Annotated in this window: 15 protein-coding genes; 9 read left to right on the top strand and 6 right to left on the bottom strand. The window is 62.4% G+C overall.

What is annotated here, in order from left to right; genetic code table 11:
* Positions 1 to 85: 85 nt before the first annotated feature.
* Entirely contained in the window at positions 86 to 1,180 is a 1,095-nt protein-coding gene (gene recA / locus CUJ84_RS11415; protein ID WP_026230491.1) for a recombinase RecA, read from the bottom strand.
* A 229-nt stretch (positions 1,181 to 1,409) separates the two neighbouring features.
* Here recA and CUJ84_RS11420 point away from each other — a divergent pair, with 229 nt between their 5' ends.
* Together CUJ84_RS11420 and CUJ84_RS11425 are read left to right on the top strand one after the other, a co-directional pair.
* Positions 1,410 to 2,354 carry a carbohydrate kinase family protein gene (locus CUJ84_RS11420; RefSeq protein ID WP_105006289.1) on the top strand — a complete coding sequence of 315 codons (945 nt, stop codon included), beginning with the start codon at positions 1,410 to 1,412 and terminating at the stop codon, positions 2,352 to 2,354.
* An 88-nt stretch (positions 2,355 to 2,442) separates the two neighbouring features.
* Positions 2,443 to 3,369 carry a pseudouridine-5'-phosphate glycosidase gene (locus CUJ84_RS11425; RefSeq protein WP_105008159.1) on the top strand — a complete coding sequence of 309 codons (927 nt, stop codon included), beginning with the start codon at positions 2,443 to 2,445 and terminating at the stop codon, positions 3,367 to 3,369.
* A 242-nt stretch (positions 3,370 to 3,611) separates the two neighbouring features.
* Here the strand turns inward: CUJ84_RS11425 and cckA are convergent, their stop codons facing one another.
* Positions 3,612 to 6,215 carry a cell cycle histidine kinase CckA gene (cckA, locus tag CUJ84_RS11435; protein WP_105006290.1) on the bottom strand — a complete coding sequence of 868 codons (2,604 nt, stop codon included), beginning with the start codon at positions 6,213 to 6,215 and terminating at the stop codon, positions 3,612 to 3,614.
* A 299-nt stretch (positions 6,216 to 6,514) separates the two neighbouring features.
* Between cckA and CUJ84_RS11440 the strand changes: the two genes are divergently transcribed.
* Both CUJ84_RS11440 and CUJ84_RS11450 read left to right on the top strand, forming a co-directional pair.
* Positions 6,515 to 7,576, top strand: coding sequence for a flagellar biosynthetic protein FliO (locus CUJ84_RS11440; RefSeq protein WP_105006291.1), 1,062 nt, complete (start codon positions 6,515 to 6,517; stop codon positions 7,574 to 7,576).
* 399 nt (positions 7,577 to 7,975) lie between these two features.
* Complete coding sequence (locus CUJ84_RS11450) at positions 7,976 to 8,611, top strand: DUF1062 domain-containing protein (protein WP_105006293.1); 636 nt, start codon at positions 7,976 to 7,978, stop codon at positions 8,609 to 8,611.
* Between the two features lie 139 nt (positions 8,612 to 8,750).
* Here the strand turns inward: CUJ84_RS11450 and dksA are convergent, their stop codons facing one another.
* Positions 8,751 to 9,170: an RNA polymerase-binding protein DksA gene (gene dksA, locus CUJ84_RS11455; protein ID WP_017964517.1), complete on the bottom strand. Its 420-nt coding sequence runs from the start codon at positions 9,168 to 9,170 to the stop codon at positions 8,751 to 8,753.
* A gap of 276 nt (positions 9,171 to 9,446) precedes the next feature.
* On the opposite strand from dksA, the gene CUJ84_RS11460 reads away from it, so the two are divergent.
* The 4 genes from CUJ84_RS11460 (at position 9,447) to CUJ84_RS11475 (ending at position 13,331) form a co-directional block, all read left to right on the top strand.
* Positions 9,447 to 9,941, top strand: coding sequence for a SixA phosphatase family protein (locus tag CUJ84_RS11460; RefSeq protein ID WP_105006294.1), 495 nt, complete (start codon positions 9,447 to 9,449; stop codon positions 9,939 to 9,941).
* Between the two features lie 76 nt (positions 9,942 to 10,017).
* Positions 10,018 to 11,493: a YcjX family protein gene (locus CUJ84_RS11465; RefSeq protein ID WP_105006295.1), complete on the top strand. Its 1,476-nt coding sequence runs from the start codon at positions 10,018 to 10,020 to the stop codon at positions 11,491 to 11,493.
* Positions 11,490 to 12,569 carry a YcjF family protein gene (locus CUJ84_RS11470; RefSeq protein WP_105006296.1) on the top strand — a complete coding sequence of 360 codons (1,080 nt, stop codon included), beginning with the start codon at positions 11,490 to 11,492 and terminating at the stop codon, positions 12,567 to 12,569. Before CUJ84_RS11465 ends, CUJ84_RS11470 begins: the two co-directional genes overlap by 4 nt.
* 210 nt (positions 12,570 to 12,779) lie before the next feature.
* Positions 12,780 to 13,331 (top strand): hypothetical protein, encoded by a 552-nt coding sequence (locus CUJ84_RS11475; RefSeq protein ID WP_003540146.1) that lies wholly within the window; start codon positions 12,780 to 12,782, stop codon positions 13,329 to 13,331.
* A 68-nt stretch (positions 13,332 to 13,399) separates the two neighbouring features.
* Here CUJ84_RS11475 and folK read toward each other — a convergent pair whose 3' ends face one another.
* The 3 genes from folK to folP are packed head-to-tail and all read right to left on the bottom strand — an operon-like array spanning position 13,400 to position 15,142.
* The gene (gene folK, locus CUJ84_RS11480) at positions 13,400 to 13,918 is read right to left on the bottom strand and encodes a 2-amino-4-hydroxy-6-hydroxymethyldihydropteridine diphosphokinase (RefSeq protein ID WP_105006297.1); all 519 of its coding nucleotides are present in this window, start codon (positions 13,916 to 13,918) and stop codon (positions 13,400 to 13,402) included.
* Entirely contained in the window at positions 13,911 to 14,276 is a 366-nt protein-coding gene (gene folB, locus CUJ84_RS11485) for a dihydroneopterin aldolase (RefSeq protein WP_003540148.1), read from the bottom strand. Before folB ends, folK begins: the two co-directional genes overlap by 8 nt.
* A complete protein-coding gene (gene folP / locus CUJ84_RS11490; RefSeq protein ID WP_105006298.1) occupies positions 14,273 to 15,142 on the bottom strand; it encodes a dihydropteroate synthase in 870 nt (289 codons plus the stop codon). The genes folB and folP overlap by 4 nt, the downstream gene beginning before the upstream one ends.
* 101 nt (positions 15,143 to 15,243) lie before the next feature.
* Here folP and CUJ84_RS11495 point away from each other — a divergent pair, with 101 nt between their 5' ends.
* Complete coding sequence (locus CUJ84_RS11495) at positions 15,244 to 15,870, top strand: DUF922 domain-containing Zn-dependent protease (protein ID WP_017994231.1); 627 nt, start codon at positions 15,244 to 15,246, stop codon at positions 15,868 to 15,870.
* Positions 15,871 to 16,083: the final 213 nt, after the last annotated feature.

A 16,083-nucleotide genomic window follows, 5' to 3' on the forward strand; every position in this document is an offset into this window, starting at 1 on the left:
ACTGTCCAGCAGACAAACAAAACCGGCCGCATTCTCATCAGGAATGCGGCCGGTTGGAACTGTCCGATGAGTTTAAGCGCGAAAATTACATTTCCGCAGCGGCATCGCCATCGCCGTCATCCGGGTCCGGTCCGCCGTTCTGCAGGAAGCGGTCGGCGATCAGGCCGGCATTCTGGCGCAGCGACAGTTCGATCTCGCGGGCGAGATCCGGATTGTCGCGCAGGAAAGTCTTGGCGTTTTCACGGCCCTGGCCGAGACGCTGGCTGTTATAGGAGAACCAGGCACCCGACTTTTCGACGATGCCGGCCTTGACGCCGAGATCGACCAGTTCTCCGGTCTTGGAAACGCCCTCGCCATACATGATGTCGAACTCGACCTGCTTGAAGGGCGGCGCCATCTTGTTTTTGACGACCTTGACGCGGGTCTGGTTGCCGATCACCTCTTCGCGCTCCTTGACCGCGCCGATGCGGCGGATGTCGAGGCGCACGGAGGCATAGAATTTCAGCGCATTGCCGCCTGTCGTCGTTTCCGGCGAACCGAACATGACGCCGATCTTCATGCGGATCTGGTTGATGAAGATCACCATGGTGTTCGACTTCGAAATCGAAGCGGTGAGCTTGCGCAGCGCCTGGCTCATCAGTCGTGCCTGCAGGCCGGGAAGGCTGTCGCCCATCTCGCCTTCGATTTCGGCACGCGGCGTCAGTGCGGCGACCGAGTCGACGACCAGAACGTCGACGGCGCCGGAGCGCACCAGCGTATCGGTGATTTCGAGCGCCTGTTCGCCGGTATCGGGCTGAGAGATCAGAAGGTTCTGCAGGTCGACGCCGAGCTTGCGGGCATAGACGGGATCGAGCGCATGTTCGGCATCGACGAAGGCGCAGATGCCGCCCTTCTTCTGCGCTTCGGCAATCGTCTGCAGTGCAAGCGTCGTCTTACCAGAGCTTTCCGGCCCGTAGATCTCGATGATGCGGCCCCTCGGCAGGCCACCAACGCCGAGTGCAATATCGAGACCAAGCGAGCCGGTCGAGATCGTCTCGATCTCGACAACATTCTCGTTGGAGCCGAGTTTCATGATCGAGCCCTTGCCGAACGACCGCTCTATCTGTGAGAGTGCCGCTTCAAGCGCCTTGCTTTTGTCCACCGATTTGTCCTCTACCAGCCGCAATGAATTCTGAGACATCCGATCCACCTTTAGGTTATTGAAGCCGCTCAAGCAATGTCGAGTTTGTACCCTATTTGTTCCATTTTCGCAATAGGCGATCAAATAATTGAAAGAAAAAGGTAAAACGGCCCGTGTTCTGTATTTGTTTTATCAATGAAAAGCAACGACTTAGGTCTGAAGCTCTGGCACGAGCGGTGCAAGGCGCATCCCATCGATTCGCATTCCGGGCATCAGGAAAGCGGCTCGGATGACGAAAAAGATTCTTGTTCTCGGCGGTGCCCATATCGACCGGCGCGGCCGCATCTCCGGCCAGACGGCGCCTGGCGCCAGCAATCCCGGCACATGGTTCGAGGAGCCGGGCGGCGGTGGCTTCAATGCGGCGCGCAACCTCGCAAGGCTCGGTTTTCAGGTGACGATGATCTCGCCACGCGGCGGCGATCCGATGGGCGAGACGGTTGGAGAAGCTGCCGATTTCGCCGGCATCGACGACCGGCCTTTCGTCTTCCTCGACCGCAAGACGCCGAGCTACACGGCGATCATCGAGAAGGACGGCAATCTGGTGATCGCCCTTGCCGACATGGATCTCTACCGCTTCTTCGTGCCGCGGCGTCTCTCCATCCGCTGGGTGCGGGAGGCCTTCGCCGCCCATGATTTCATCCTCCTCGACGCCAACCTGCCGGAAGAGACGATCGCGGCGATCGTCGCGAAGTCTCGTTCGCTCGCCAAGCCCGTTGCGGCAATCGCCATCTCGCCGGCCAAGGTCGTCAGGCTGAAACCTTGCATCGGGGATATCGACTACCTGTTCCTGAATGAGGCTGAAGCTGCCGCCCTTGCCGGTAAGCGGCCGGAAGAGGCTGCGGGCTGGCCGCCGTTGCTGAATGAAATTGGTATCAGGAACGCCGTCGTCACCCGCGGCCGGCGCGAGCTCGTTGCGCTTTGCGACGGCCGCGCCGTGACGCTGCAGCCGCCGATTGCCGACACCGTAGCCGATGTCACCGGTGCCGGCGATTCCCTTGCGGCCGGCACGCTCGCCGCATTGATATCAGGCCTGCCGCTCGAAGAAGCCGTCCGCCACGGCACTGCGGCCGCCATACTGACCCTGCAGTCGCGGCACGCCGTTAATGAAAATCTGACGCCCGATCTGCTGAATGAGGCGCTTGCCCTTGTTCCCCAGGTCAGAATTCTGCATTGAAGCGGCGAATTAAATAGTTGAGCATGATGTCGACCGAAAACCGCTCACACTTTTCGGCATCATGCTCTGTCGATCACAGGACAAGACCATGACCAAGCCCATCTCCCCTCTTCTGCCGATCGCCTATTCGAAGGAAGTCGCCAGCGCCAAGCAGCGCGGCGCGCCGCTGGTGGCGCTGGAATCGACCATCATCACCCACGGCATGCCCTATCCCGGAAATATCGAGATGGCCCGCAGCGTCGAGGCGATCATTCGCGAACAGGGTGCGGTGCCGGCAACGATCGCCGTCATTCACGGCACGCTGCATATCGGCCTTGAAGCTGCGGAACTGGAGCAACTCGCCAAGGCGACCGACGTGATGAAGGTGTCGCGCGCCGATCTCGCCTTCGCCATCGCCGAGCGCCGCACCGGCGCTACCACGGTCGCGGCGACGATGATTGCGGCGGCGCGCGCCGGCATCCGTGTCTTCGCCACAGGCGGCATCGGCGGCGTGCATCGCGGCGCCGAGGAAAGCTTCGATATCTCAGCCGACCTCGAGGAACTGGCGCGCACCGGCGTCATCGTCGTCTGCGCCGGCGCCAAGGCGATCCTCGATATTCCAAAGACGCTGGAAGTGCTGGAAACCCGCGGCGTGCCGGTCGTCACCTATGAGAGCGAGGAATTCCCCGCCTTCTGGTCGCGCTCCTCGGGCATCCGCAGCCCGCTATCGCTGAACAGCCCGGCCGCCATCGCCAATTTCCAGACGGTGCGCGAGCAGCTCGGCGTCGACGGCGGCATGCTCGTCGCCAATCCGGTACCGGAGGCCGACGAGATCGCGCGCGAGGAGATGGAAATCTATATCGAGCGGGCGCTCGATAGCGCCGAGCGTGATGAAGTGACCGGTAAGGCGGTAACGCCCTATCTTCTCTCGACCATCTTCGATCTGACGGACGGCCAGAGCCTCAAGACCAATATCGCGCTCGTCGAAAATAATGCGCGGCTTGCCGCTGAAATCGCGGTGGCGCTGGGGGAATGAGGACTACCGGCTGCCGACGATGCCAGGCAAGCGCCCCTTCTGCCCTGCCGGGCATCTCCCCCACGGGTGGGGAGATTAGCTGGAAGCACCGGCTTTCTGAACAAATGTCCCTTTCAACTCGGTGAAGCGTTGATGTAATGGCAAGCGTTCGCCCCTCGTGATCTCCCCACCTGTGGGGGAGATGCCCGGCAGGGCAGAGGGGGGCTTGCACGGCACAGCTTCCCCGACAACCATCCCTTCCCTCACCCGTCCAACGTCTCCTTCACCACAACAGCGAGCTGCTTCAGCGAGAAGGGCTTCGGCAGGAAGCCGAATTTCGACTCCGGCGGCAGGTTGCGGGCAAAGGCATCTTCGGCATAGCCGGAGACGAAGATGAATTTCATGTCGGGATAGGTCTTGCGCAGTTCGCGCAGCAGCGTCGGCCCGTCCATTTCGGGCATGACGACGTCGGAGACGACGATGTCCACCTTGCCCTCAAGCTCCTCCATGATGGCGAGAGCCTCGACGCCCGAGCCCGCCTCGTGCACGGTGTAGCCGCGCGTCTCCAGCATGCGCTTGCCGCCACGGCGCACCGCCTCCTCATCTTCGACGAGAAGGATGACGGCCGATCCCGTCAGGTCCTCCGGCTGCTGCGGCGATACCGGCAGCGGCACCACTTCGGCCCCGGCGATAGCGCCGTCGATCGAGCCTGCTTCGGCGGCCACCGCCGGCTCCGGGATGTGGCGCGGCAGGAAGACGCGGAAGGTCGTGCCTTTGCCGACTTCGGATTCCGGCTGGATGTAGCCGCCCGATTGTTTGACGATGCCGTAGACCATGGCGAGCCCAAGGCCGGTGCCCTTGCCCACATCCTTGGTGGTGAAGAACGGCTCGAAGATCTTGTCCATGATCTCGGGCGCGATACCGGTGCCGTTATCCGCGACTTCGATCAGCACCATGTCCTCGGCCGGCATGTAGGAGTAGTTGAAGGCGGAGACCTCGGCGGCAGTCAGATTGCGGGTGCGCAGCGTCAGCGTGCCACCCTCGGGCATAGCGTCGCGCGCATTGACGCAGAGGTTGATCAGCACCTGCTCGAACTGCGAAAGGTCTGTTTTGACAGGCCAGAGGTCGCGGCCATATTGCACGTCGAGCTTGACATTGGTGCCGGAAAGCAGCCGGTCGACCAGCATGCGCAGGTCGCCGACGACATCGGTGAGGTTCAGCACCGAGGGCCGCATCGTCTGCTTGCGCGAGAAGGCGAGCAGTTGGCGCACCAGCACGGCGGCGCGGTTGGCGTTGCGCTTGATCTCTATCAGGTCGGCGAAGCTGGCATCGGCCGGCCGCGCCTGCAGCAGCAGATGGTCGGAGGAAAGCAGGATCGCCGTCAGCACGTTGTTGAAATCATGCGCGATGCCGCCGGCGAGCGTTCCCACCGCATTCATCTTCTGCGTCTGCGCCATCTGCGCTTCCAGCGCCTTCTGCTCGGTCACCTCGACGGCATAGACGATCGCTGCCTCCTCGGGCGCCTCGTCGCTCTGGTCGATGACGGCATTGACGTAGAAGCGGAAATAGCGCGCCTCGTCGGTCGGTGTGCGGGTGTCGAGAGGCGCAATATCGCCCTGCCGGTCCTTGGCCGCCGCCAGCGCCGCGGCAAGCTGTGGCCGATCGCTCTCCTGCACGATGGTTTCAAGATGCGGCGCCTTTTCGAGATCGTCGCGCGAGACGACACCGGAGAACATCTTCAGGAATGGTGCATTGGTGCGCAGGATGCGCCCGTCGCCGTCAACCGAGGCGATTGCCATCGGCGTGTTGTTAAAGAAGCGGGTGAAGCGCATGGCGGCGGCCGAAGCGGACTGGCCGCCGGCATCGCTCTTTTCACGTGCCAGCACGATCGTCCGGCTTTCGCCGGGTGCGCCGTCGCGCATCGAGGTGACGCTGTGGATGATCTGCACGGGCAGGCTCTGGCCATTGCTCTTGCGCAGGTCGAGATCTAGCGTCACGGTCTTCTTCAGGCCGGGTTCGGCCTGCACCGACTGAATCAACGCCAGCCCCTCGCCCGCCACGACGTCGCCGATCGTCATCGAGCCCGGCACGAACTTGGTGAGGTCGAGACCCAGCCACTCGGCAAGCGTCGCATTCAGGTAGAAGATCTCGCCCTTCCTGCCGGCGGAAAAGAACCCAGCCGGCGCATGGTCGAGATAATCGATAGCGTTCTGCAATTCCTTAAAGAAGCGCTCCTGGTCGTCGCGCTCAGTGGTGATGTCGGTGATCTGCCAGATCTGCAGCGGCTGGCCGCCGTTCTCCTCCGGCTGCAGCAGCCGGGCCTTCAGCCGGTACCAATGGGCGCCGGAACTGTTGCTGCCGGGGCCGACGGCACGCAGCAGGCGGAATTCCTCTCGGCCTTCCTTGCCTTCGCGCAAACCGTTGACCAGCCTGTAGAGCGCCTCGTTGGATTCGCGATGGCGCGACAGCAGCGTTTCCAGCGTCTGCACCTCGGTCGCCTTGCGCGCGCCGGTCAGCGCACCATAGGCGGCATTGGCATAGATGATCCGGCCCTTTTCGTCGGTGATCAGCGTTCCGTCGGGATGGCTGTTGAGAAAGGCGCGCGCCAGGCTGTCGGACTGGCGCTGCGGCATCACCTCGATGAAGCCGATGACCGAGGATACAAGGAAGAAGATGCCGACCATGGCGAGCACGCCGAGACCGCCAAGCACGACCTCGTTGTCGAGCGACTTTTTGAAGAAGACGAAGGCGCCGGCGGCAGCGATCAGCACGAGCGCCAGCAGAAGAATGCGCAAGACCGTGCCAGAGCGCCCCCCACGATCCACAAGCGGTGCGTTATAGTCGTCGGCCTGACGCGGTTTCGTCATATATTCCTCACATAAGCCCTCCCGCTTCGTAGCACGAACACGAAGCAGGAATCAGGCACTCTTTCCTTCTTAGCAATTTGCCGCGTCGGCAAAAACACCGCTAGCCGGCAAGACTGCTTGAATTCACAGGCAACAGCGCCATCTGCCCCAGAAGCCCAACGCTGCTGCTCGTGCCCAAGGTCGCCGAGTGCCTGGCAGCGGAACACGAAATCGCGTTCTCCCGTGACTGGACAGTATCGGCGGCCCTTGCCTAAGGAACGGAAAAGTCGTCAATATGTGCCGAATGCGAAATGGAGTGAGTGACTATGTTGGATGATGTTGTCGGAGCTTATGGCAGCCGTTTCCTGCTTGCCGCCGGTGGCGTCGGTCTGGCGCTTCTCCTGCTCATCATCGTGCTCTGGGTGATCCGCAGCCGGGCGCCCTCGCCCTTCGTGCGCGGCGGCCGCAACCGGCAGCCCCGGCTGCAGGTGCTGGATGCCGCAGCCGTCGATGCCCGTCGCCGGCTGGTGCTGGTGCGCCGTGACGACGTCGAACACCTGATCATGATCGGCGGCCCGAGCGATATCGTCATCGAAAGCCGTATCCTGCCCGCAGCGGCCGAACAGCCGGAAAGCGTCAGCGGCACGCAGCAGCCCGCCGAGCAGCGTCCGATATCGGTCGCGCTGCCGGAAACACCGCCGGTCTCTCCACCGCGCCCGCCGGTCGCAGCCCGTGTCGAGCCGGCCGCCGAGCCCACTTTCTCTGCGCCGGTTTCGCCAGAGCCGCGCCCGCGCCCAGAACCACCGGCCCAACCGCCGTCTCAGCCTGCCGTGGCACCGCCGGTGGTCACGAGCCCTCTTCCGGCAGAGCCCGTGACAGCTCCGCTGTCGGCCGAACGCGACAATCCTCTGCGCGCCGTCCCGCCCCAGCCGCGCCCGCAGGAGCGTCCCGCCGCTCCCCCAGCCGCGCAGCCCGCACCGTTTCACGATGCCTCAAGTGCCGCCGAGATCCTCGATGCCGCCCGCCAGCGCGTGCTGCCGCAACAGCGAATCGAACCCGAGGTCTCCGCCCCGCCTGTCCAGGAGATGCCGGCGGCCACACGCGCCGCACCTGGAACGGCCGAAGACGAGGCGGCTGCGCAGTCGGCAGCGGCGATCCGTCATGATTTCCAGCGGGTGCTGGAAGAGGAAATGTCGAACAATCTGACGGCCGAACGCATCGTGCCGGCGCCGGCAAACCAGGCGCCTCGCCAAGCGGTGCCGCAGCCGGCCAACCTGCCACGCCGTGATCCCGAGCTTGCCCCGATCACCGGCGCCGATACCGAGCTGCAGAAGGAAGTCGCCCGCATCTTCGGCGAAATGAGTGTCAATCGCGACAAGTGATGTCGGATTGCTAGAGCGCCCCTCCTTCATCACTAAGTTGCATAAAAGCCGCATTGCCCTGGCTTTCAGCACCCCGAACGGGCTTGGGGGCTCCCTTTCATGCCGATCATTTGTTATCCCTAGGGTTGAAGAGCGTTGGCGCATTCGAGGTTGCACTTTGCCTAAGTAAATACCGGTCTCACTCCAGTTTCACCCGTACTGCCGCAGAGCGATACGCTGGCGGCATGCGAACATGTTCATCGGGTGGTGGCGAGAGACCGGTTTGGCATTGTTACAATGTGCCATGTGCAGCTCCGCTGTCTCAGCTCTTCAGCCGCCCACAACATCGCCACACCGCGCCCGCAAGGGGTTTTCTCATGCACCATCTTGGTGGACTTCCGAACGGAAGACCAAGACGGTATGTGCAATACGCTTCGGGTCCGATGGACCATTATTCCCAAGACAGCTCCCCAGCCTTGGATTGCATGCGGCGGATGCGGAGGCCTGAGAGCCTTCCAATCCAGCGGCAAGATCCGGCTCAACGCCAACGGTCGCAAGCTCGACGCTTGGCTTATCTACAAATGCCTGACCTGCGAAAGGACATGGAACCGGCCAATCATCGAGCGCCGCAATGTTCGCGACATCGACCCTGCAATCCTTGACGCGTTACAATCCAACGATCCCGACTGGATCCGGGCAGAAACCTTCAACCTCGAGGCTCTCCGGCACAAGTCGCAGCGTGTGGACGAGTTTGCTGAATTTGAAATCGCAAAGGAGATTCAGCAGAAAACTGCAGATTGGACGAGATTGGCAATCGAACTGATGGTCCCGTTTCCAACCAGCACACGGCTTGACCGTCTGCTGGCCTCCGAGTTGAAAGTTTCGCGCTCGCGGCTGCAGGCTCTTCATAATCAAGGCATGGTTCTGACAAATCCTCACCCAGCAGACGTGATGCGGCGGCGAATCAAGAATGGCACCCTTATCGTGATCGACCTCGCCATGCAGGCCGATCGAGAGCAATGGTGGAAACCTCTGGCATCAGGGGATCCGCTGTAATCGCGGAAATCCGCGGCCACAACGGCTCGATCCTGGGCCTTTGTGGCTTGTTATCCAACACACCGGGATAAGGATAAACGAAAAAGCGCCACGATCAGATCGCGGCGCCTATTCTGCTTTCATGCCCGCATGAAAACTCTCATTCGTCGCGATAGACCTTTTCGCGGCGTTCGTGACGCTCCTGCGCCTCGATCGACAGTGTCGCGATCGGGCGGGCGTCGAGGCGCTTGAGGCCGATCGGTTCGCCGGTTTCCTCGCAATATCCGTAGGTGCCGTCTTCGATGCGCTGCAGTGCCGCGTCGATCTTCGAAATCAGCTTTCTCTGTCTGTCACGGGCGCGAAGTTCGATCGCCCGGTCTGTTTCCGACGACGCCCGGTCGGCGAGGTCGGGATGGTTTGCGCTTTCCTCGGCCAGATGGTCGAGTGTCTCCCGCGCTTCTCTAAGGATATCATTTCTCCATGCAACCAGCTTCGCCCTGAAGTAGGCACGCTGGTTTACGTTCATGAATTCTTCCTCTTCCGAGGGAACGTAATTGCTAAGATCGATCTTCTCACTCAACGCGATTCTCCTGAAGAACATCTCATCTGGCCGGGTGTATATCCCAAGCGCTAGTCGCGATTCAAGCCAAATACGACAGGTAAACAGATTTTTAAATCTGTCACAGTTTTCGGCTAACAGACTATTTTCTCATCATTATTCCGGCTTGCGTTTTTTGCTTCGCCTTCAAAACGCCGTGTTGTCAGCCGCGTTTTGGCCAGCTGGAGCAGCGCCGACGGTTGACGCCGGCCGATTGCAACCGCTACTGAAAAGGCTCGCTGGATCCTGGATTTGCCCATGACCGTACCCCTGCCTCCGCCCAACCGCATCTATCTCCTGCGCCACGCCGAGGCCGCCTGGGCCGAACCCGGACAGCGCGATTTCGACCGGCCGCTGAACGAAAAGGGTTTTGGCGATGCCGAAATCATCGCCGACAAGGCCGCCGACAAGGGCTACCGTCCCGATCTTCTGATCAGTTCGACTGCGCTGCGCTGCCGCGATACCGCCGATGCGGTGTACCGGGCGATAGGCCTCACGCTCGAGGTTCGTTATGTCGACGCGCTCTATAATGCCACGGTCGACACCTATCTCGAGATCATCGATGCGCAGGACGAATCTGCCGTCATGCTGGTCGGCCACAATCCGACCATGGAGCAGGCGCTGGAGGCGCTGATCGGTCACGAGGCGATGGCAAGCGCCCTTCCCGGCGGCTTCCCGACGGCTGGCCTCGCTGTCGTCGATTACGACGCTTCCGCCACCGTCTGGCGCCTCACCGATTTCGTGGTCGTCTGAAGACTTTCGCGCCGCTTCTTTTGCGGGCGGCGCGCCCTCCCTATATTGCGGGGCAGTCACCAACCGGAATCGCGCCTTGCCGCCACGCCTGACATCCTTTGCCGATGACGCCCGCATCGCTTTCGACAATCTCGCCGATCGGGCGAGCGGCCTCGTCAATCCGACGGTGCGGCTCGGCGTCACCGGCCTCTCCCGTTCTGGCAAAACGGTCTTCATCTCCTCGCTGGTCCACAATCTGTTGAATGGCGGCCGTCTGCCGCTGTTCGAGCCGGTCCAATCTGGCCGCGTCTCGGCGGTGCGGCTGGAGCCGCAGCCCGACGATGCCGTGCCGCGCTTTCAATACGAGGACCATATCCGCGCGCTGGTGAAGGACCGTATCTGGCCGGATTCGACCCGGGCCATATCCGAACTGCGCATCACGCTGGATTATCAGAGCGCCAGCGGTTGGAACCGGCTGTTTTCGCCCGGCCGCCTGTCGATCGATATCGTCGATTACCCCGGCGAATGGTTGCTGGACCTGCCGCTGCTCGGCAAGGATTATCGCACCTTCAGCGAGGAAACGATTGCGCTTGCCGAAACCGGCGTCCGCTCCGAGCTGTCGCGCCAATGGCTGGCGCTGACGCGCGCCGCCGATATCCACGCCGGCGCCGACGAGATGGTCGCCCGCGACCTCGCCACCGCCTTTGCCGATTATCTCAAGGCCTGCAAGGCCGACGAGCGCTCGCTTTCCACCCTGCCGCCTGGCCGCCTGCTTCTGCCCGGCGATCTCGACGGGTCGCCGGCGTTGACCTTCGCGCCGCTGGCTCTGCCGCCGGACGGACGTCCCGGCCGCGGCTCGCTCTGGACGATGATGGAGCGGCGCTACGAGGCCTACAAATCGGTCGTCGTCAAACCTTTCTTCCGCGAGCATTTCGCCCGGCTCGACCGCCAGATCGTCATGGTCGATGCGCTGCAGGCGATGAACCGTGGCCCCGAAGCCGTGCAGGATCTGGAACGCGCGCTGACCGATGTGCTGGCCTGTTTCCGTCCCGGCACCAATTCGCTGCTTTCCTCCCTGCTCGGGCGCCGCATCGACCGCGTGCTGGTCGCTGCCACCAAGGCCGACCATCTCCACCATGAAAGCCACGACCGGCTCGATGCGCTGACCCGCCGTCTTGTCGATCGCGCCATCGACCGCATCGGCATGGCCGGCGCCGGCATCGACGTCATGGCGCTTGCCTCCGTGCGCGCCACCCGCGAGGCGACCGTCAAACGTGATGGCCATGAACTGCCGGTCATCGTCGGCACGCCGATGGAGGGCGAAACCATCGCCGGCGAGCGCTTTGACGGCCAGAGAAAGACCGCGATCTTCCCCGGCGACCTGCCGCAGGATCCGGAAAGCCTGTTCGATCGCCTCGCTGCGGGCGACACCGGCCTGCAACTGCCCGATGTCAACGTCGTCAGGTTCCGCCCGCCGCAACTCGAGGAAACCGGCGGCGGCATCAAGCTGTCGGTGCCGCATATCCGCCTCGACCGCGCCATGCAGTTCCTGTTCGGAGACCGTCTCGCATGAGCAAGCCCCCGTCCGATCCGCCGCGCCGCGCACCCGCTGCCTTCACCTATGAGGACGAGGCTGCCGAGCTGCGCGACAACGGCCGGCAGGGAGAGCAGCGGCGCAAGCCGGAAAGCTTCTCCGAAAATATCGTTGTCACACCTGACGAGGACGATCCTTTCCTCAATCCCGAGAAGGATCTGAGCGCGGTCCCCGTCGCAACGCCGCTGAGACGTCGGACCTCCTTCGGCAAGATCGCCGCCGGTGCCTTCGGCATCCTGCTGTCGCTCGCCATCGGCCTCTGGACCGATAGCCTGATCCGCGATCTCTTCACCCGCGCCGACTGGTTGGGATATGCAGCCCTTGCCGTGCTGGCAGTCGGCATCCTTGCCGTGCTGGCGCTCGTCACCCGCGAAACCGTCGGCATGATGCGCCTTGCCGCCGTCCAGAAGATCAAGGCCGAAGCCGAGGCAGCGATACTTGAGACGCGGCCGGCCAAGGCGCGCGCGGTCGTCGCCCAGCTGACCATACTGCTGTCGGCAAATCCTGAAACATCGAAGGGCCGCGCGACGCTGAAGGCGACCGAAGGCGAGGTCATCGATCCCCCGCATCTGATTGCGCTAGCCGAACGCGAACTTCTTGCTCCGCTCGACCGCAAGGCCAGGGCGCTCATCGTCAACGCCTCCAAGCGTGTCTCGATCGTCACCGCCGTCAGCCCGCGCGCCGTCGTCGATCTGCTCTATGTGCTCTACGAGGCGGTACGCCTCATCCGCGCCATGGCCGAGCTGTACGGCGGCCGTCCCGGCACCCTCGGCATGTTCCGCCTGCTGCGCGACGTGCTGGCACATCTGGCCGTCACCGGCTCGATCGCCGTCGGCGACAGCCTCGTCCAGCAGGTGCTCGGCCATGGGCTTGCCTCGAAGCTCTCAGCCCGACTCGGCGAAGGTGTCATCAACGGCCTGATGACCGCCCGCATCGGAATCGCGGCGATGGATCTCTGCCGCCCGCTTGCCTTCCACGCCCTGAAGCGGCCGGGAATCGGTGATTTCATCGGCGATCTCACCCCCTCCATGTCGCCGCGCGGCAACAATCCTTGAACGAAGCAGCGTTTCCGCAGCTTTCGCCTCCCCTAGCGTAATACCGGCGAAATTTAAGTAGATTCAAGGCTCTAGTGATGGGAATTTAAAATCGCCGTCGCGCGAAAGCCGTGCGCTGCCTCGCATTTCGGCACAATCGAAAGGAAGGATTAACCATTATTCGGCAAAACTTGCAGCCAGATCGTGAGTGGTGTTTGCCAAGGAAAATCCATGTATTCGCGCAAGTTTCTCATCGTATGCGGCCTGGCCGCCGCGGCATTGTCTCCCGTCGCAGATGTCGCTCCGGCAGCCACCGCTGCAACCCGTGACAAGGCCTTCTTCGATTCCGTCGCCGGCTCATGGAAGGGCCCCGGCGAAATCGTCGCCGGCAAGTACAAGGGCACGAAATTCACCTGCAACCTGATCGGTGAGCCCACCGGCGACAGCAGCGCCGGCATCAAGCTCGACGGCACCTGCCGCGTCGGCGTCTTCAAGCAGCCGATGACCGCTGTCATCTCACAGTCGGGCTCGAGTTATAAGGGTAAGTTCCTCGACGGCGCCGCCGGCAAGGGCCTTGACGTCGTCTCCGGCGCCGTCTCCGAGGATACTGTCGTCGTTGGCATCAACCGCGCCAAGCTGAACGGTGCGATGATCGCCCGCGTGCGCGACGACAAGACGATGAACGTCACCGTTTCGGTCAAGGTCGAAAGCCAGATGATCCCGGTGATCGGCCTGACGCTGACCCGCCAGGTCGACGAGATGGCCGTCGGTTCTATCCAGTAGACAAACCGCACAGCGGATTTTCCTGAAGCGGCGGGTTTCCCGCCGTTTTCCGTTTCAGCTTCCCTGCTTCAAGCGCTCCGCCACCAGCCGCGACTGTCGTCGGCAACCTCGATGCCGGTCACCTCGGCATCCGACAGCCAGTCACTGACCGCCCTGCCCCTGACGAGAAGACCCGGCGCGATATCGGCAAGCGGCATCAGCACGAAACCGCGATCGGTCATGCGTGGATGCGGCAGTTCCAGCCGCGGCGCATCCTGGATCACGTCGCCATAGGTCAGCACGTCGATATCGAGCGTGCGCGGCCCCCAGCGCTCGATGCGCTCGCGTTTCATCTCACGTTCGATCGACAGGCAGACATCGAGCAAAGCCTCGGGTTCCAGCCTGGTCTCGACCGCGGCGCAGGCGTTGAAGAAGAAGGATTGGTCGGTCTTGCCCCAGGGCGGCGTGCGATAGAGCCGCGACACCGCCGTAACCCGGCAGTCGTCCCGCCCGTCCAGCCTCTGCAGCGCGGCTGCCATCGCCTTCACGGGGTCGCCGATATTGCCGCCGAGACCGAGTGTGGCGGATTGCAATGCGGCCTCAGGCAAAGTGCTCAACGCTCACCTGCACGAAATCAAGCACGCCGGGCACCGGCGCGTTCGGCTTGCGCACCGTGATCTTCGCCCGCCGGATCTGCGGGAATGTCTCGCAGAGCCCCTTGGCGATATCGAGCGCCAGGGACTCGATCAGGTAGCGCCGCTTGCCGGTGACGATCTGCTCGATCACGGTGAAGGCGATGCCGTAATTGACGGTATCGTTGATCGAATCGCTTTCTAGTGCCTCGCCGGCGACGACATCGAGCTCGGCATCGACGAAGAAGCGTTGGCCGAGGAATTCCTCCTCGTCATGCACGCCGTGGCGCGCAAAAAAGGCGCAGTTCTGCAGCGTGATCGTGTAGGTGGTCATGTCGGCCGCTTCCTCTCGAATTCCTGGCGCGCATTGAGCATAGCATCGGCGATATCGAGCGCATCCCTGTTGATTGCGACATTGTGCACCCGGAAAACCGCAGCCCCTTGAAGTCTGAGCAACACGCTGGTCACAGCCGTCGCCGCATCTCTGTCCTGTGCCTCACGGCCCGTCACCGCGCCGAGGAAGCGTTTGCGCGACGTGCCGGCAAGCAGCGGCAGGCCGAAGCGGGAAAGTTCGGAAAACCGCGCCATCAGTTCCAGGTTCTCCTCCGCCGTCTCCTTGGCGAAGCCGAAGCCCGGATCGAGGACGATGCGGTCGCGGTTGACGCCTGATACAGCGGCGATCGCAAGCGACCTTTCGAGAAAATGCACCTGATCGTCAATCACATCGACGAGTTTTACTCTGTCGCGGCCGGTGTGCATGATACAGAGCCCGGCTCCGGTCACCGCAGCAATATTGGCAATATCGGGCTCCTTCTGCAGCCCGAAGACGTCGTTGACGATATGGGCGCCGGCGCCGATCGCAAGTCGTGCCGTCTCGGCGCGATAGGTGTCGATCGAGATCAGCGCCTGGGTGCGCCCGCGCAGTGCCTCGATGACGGGCAGCACACGCGCCTGCTCCTCGGAAGGGCTGACGGTTGCTGCGTTCGGCCGGGTCGATTCGCCGCCGATATCGATAATGCCGGCACCCTCGCTCACCGCACGCAGGGCGTGTTCGACCGCCGCATCGACGGTTTCAAAGCGACCGCCGTCCGAAAAGGAGTCCGGCGTCACGTTGATGATCGCCATGATCGTCGAACGACGGCCGAGTTCGATCTCCCGGCCATGGCCGACACGCCATATACTGCCTTCGAGCCCTGTCACCAGACTTATCCCATTGATGACGAAAAAAGCGCCATCCGATATTGCGCTTGGGGTGGCTATGCCCCAAGCTCCTGTCGATTTCAACACGGGTTGCGTTCAGAATGCCGCTTGCAGTGCGTTATATGGTCCTTCCTATCGCCTTTTCCATTGCTCTTTCCCTTTGCAGCCCCGTGGCAGCCGAAGTGATCGCATCGAAAAGCTATTCCTATTTCGACATTCGCGGCAAAACCGCGGATGAGCTCGACCGCGAACTCAGCCGACGCGGCCCGACGGCGAGCGGTTCCTCGGCGCGCCATCCCGGCGCCACGAAGATCCGCTTCGGCGGCGAGGCAACCTATATCCAGGATAACGGGCGTTGCCGCGTCGGCAACGTCAAGGTCACGGTCCACACCCAGATCATCCTGCCGCGCTGGAGCAGCCGCAAGGGCGCCAGCAAGGAGCTGTCGATGATCTGGGACGCGCTCTCGAGCGATATTAAGCGCCACGAGGAACGCCATGCCGAGATCGCCCGCGATCAAGCCCGCGCCATGGAGCGTGCCATTCGGGCGCTACGGCAGCAGCGCAGCTGCGAAGCCATGCAGGAACTCGTCTCCGACGAATCAGCTCGCGGTATAGAGGAGCACGACCGGCAGCAGGCGCGATTCGACCGGGTCGAGGCGGTTAATTTTCAGAAGCGAATGTTGAGGTTGCTGAATAATCGAATCAACGGTCGAGCCGGCGAAAAATAAGGCTTTTTCAATCTGGTTGCGAGCGGAAAACCTTAGCTGCACAACGAAACTTGTGCGAAACTTGCCCCCTCCCCAGCGATTGAATGGTCATTTTTCATCCTGGCAGACTCAACCGGAACGCGTTAATATGAACACATTCGAAAGTTCAGGTACGGCATCTGCACTTTCATCGCTGGGTTCTCCTGGCGCGTTCCGAAGCCGCGGATGTTCCTC

The sequence above is a fragment of the Rhizobium leguminosarum genome (assembly GCF_002953715.1).
Taxonomy (GTDB): Bacteria; Pseudomonadota; Alphaproteobacteria; order Rhizobiales; family Rhizobiaceae; genus Rhizobium; species Rhizobium leguminosarum_V.

Excerpts from the sequence above, each read along its gene's own strand:
- recA (WP_026230491.1), bottom strand. The coding sequence starts at position 1,180 with ATGTCTCAGAATTCATTGCGGCTGGTAGAGGACAAATCGGTGGACAAA.
- CUJ84_RS11420 (WP_105006289.1), top strand. The coding sequence starts at position 1,410 with ATGACGAAAAAGATTCTTGTTCTCGGCGGTGCCCATATCGACCGGCGC.
- CUJ84_RS11425 (WP_105008159.1), top strand. The coding sequence starts at position 2,443 with ATGACCAAGCCCATCTCCCCTCTTCTGCCGATCGCCTATTCGAAGGAA.
- cckA (WP_105006290.1), bottom strand. The coding sequence starts at position 6,215 with ATGACGAAACCGCGTCAGGCCGACGACTATAACGCACCGCTTGTGGAT.
- CUJ84_RS11450 (WP_105006293.1), top strand. The coding sequence starts at position 7,976 with ATGTGCAATACGCTTCGGGTCCGATGGACCATTATTCCCAAGACAGCT.
- CUJ84_RS11460 (WP_105006294.1), top strand. The coding sequence starts at position 9,447 with ATGACCGTACCCCTGCCTCCGCCCAACCGCATCTATCTCCTGCGCCAC.
- CUJ84_RS11470 (WP_105006296.1), top strand. The coding sequence starts at position 11,490 with ATGAGCAAGCCCCCGTCCGATCCGCCGCGCCGCGCACCCGCTGCCTTC.
- CUJ84_RS11475 (WP_003540146.1), top strand. The coding sequence starts at position 12,780 with ATGTATTCGCGCAAGTTTCTCATCGTATGCGGCCTGGCCGCCGCGGCA.
- folB (WP_003540148.1), bottom strand. The coding sequence starts at position 14,276 with ATGACCACCTACACGATCACGCTGCAGAACTGCGCCTTTTTTGCGCGC.
- CUJ84_RS11495 (WP_017994231.1), top strand. The coding sequence starts at position 15,244 with ATGCCGCTTGCAGTGCGTTATATGGTCCTTCCTATCGCCTTTTCCATT.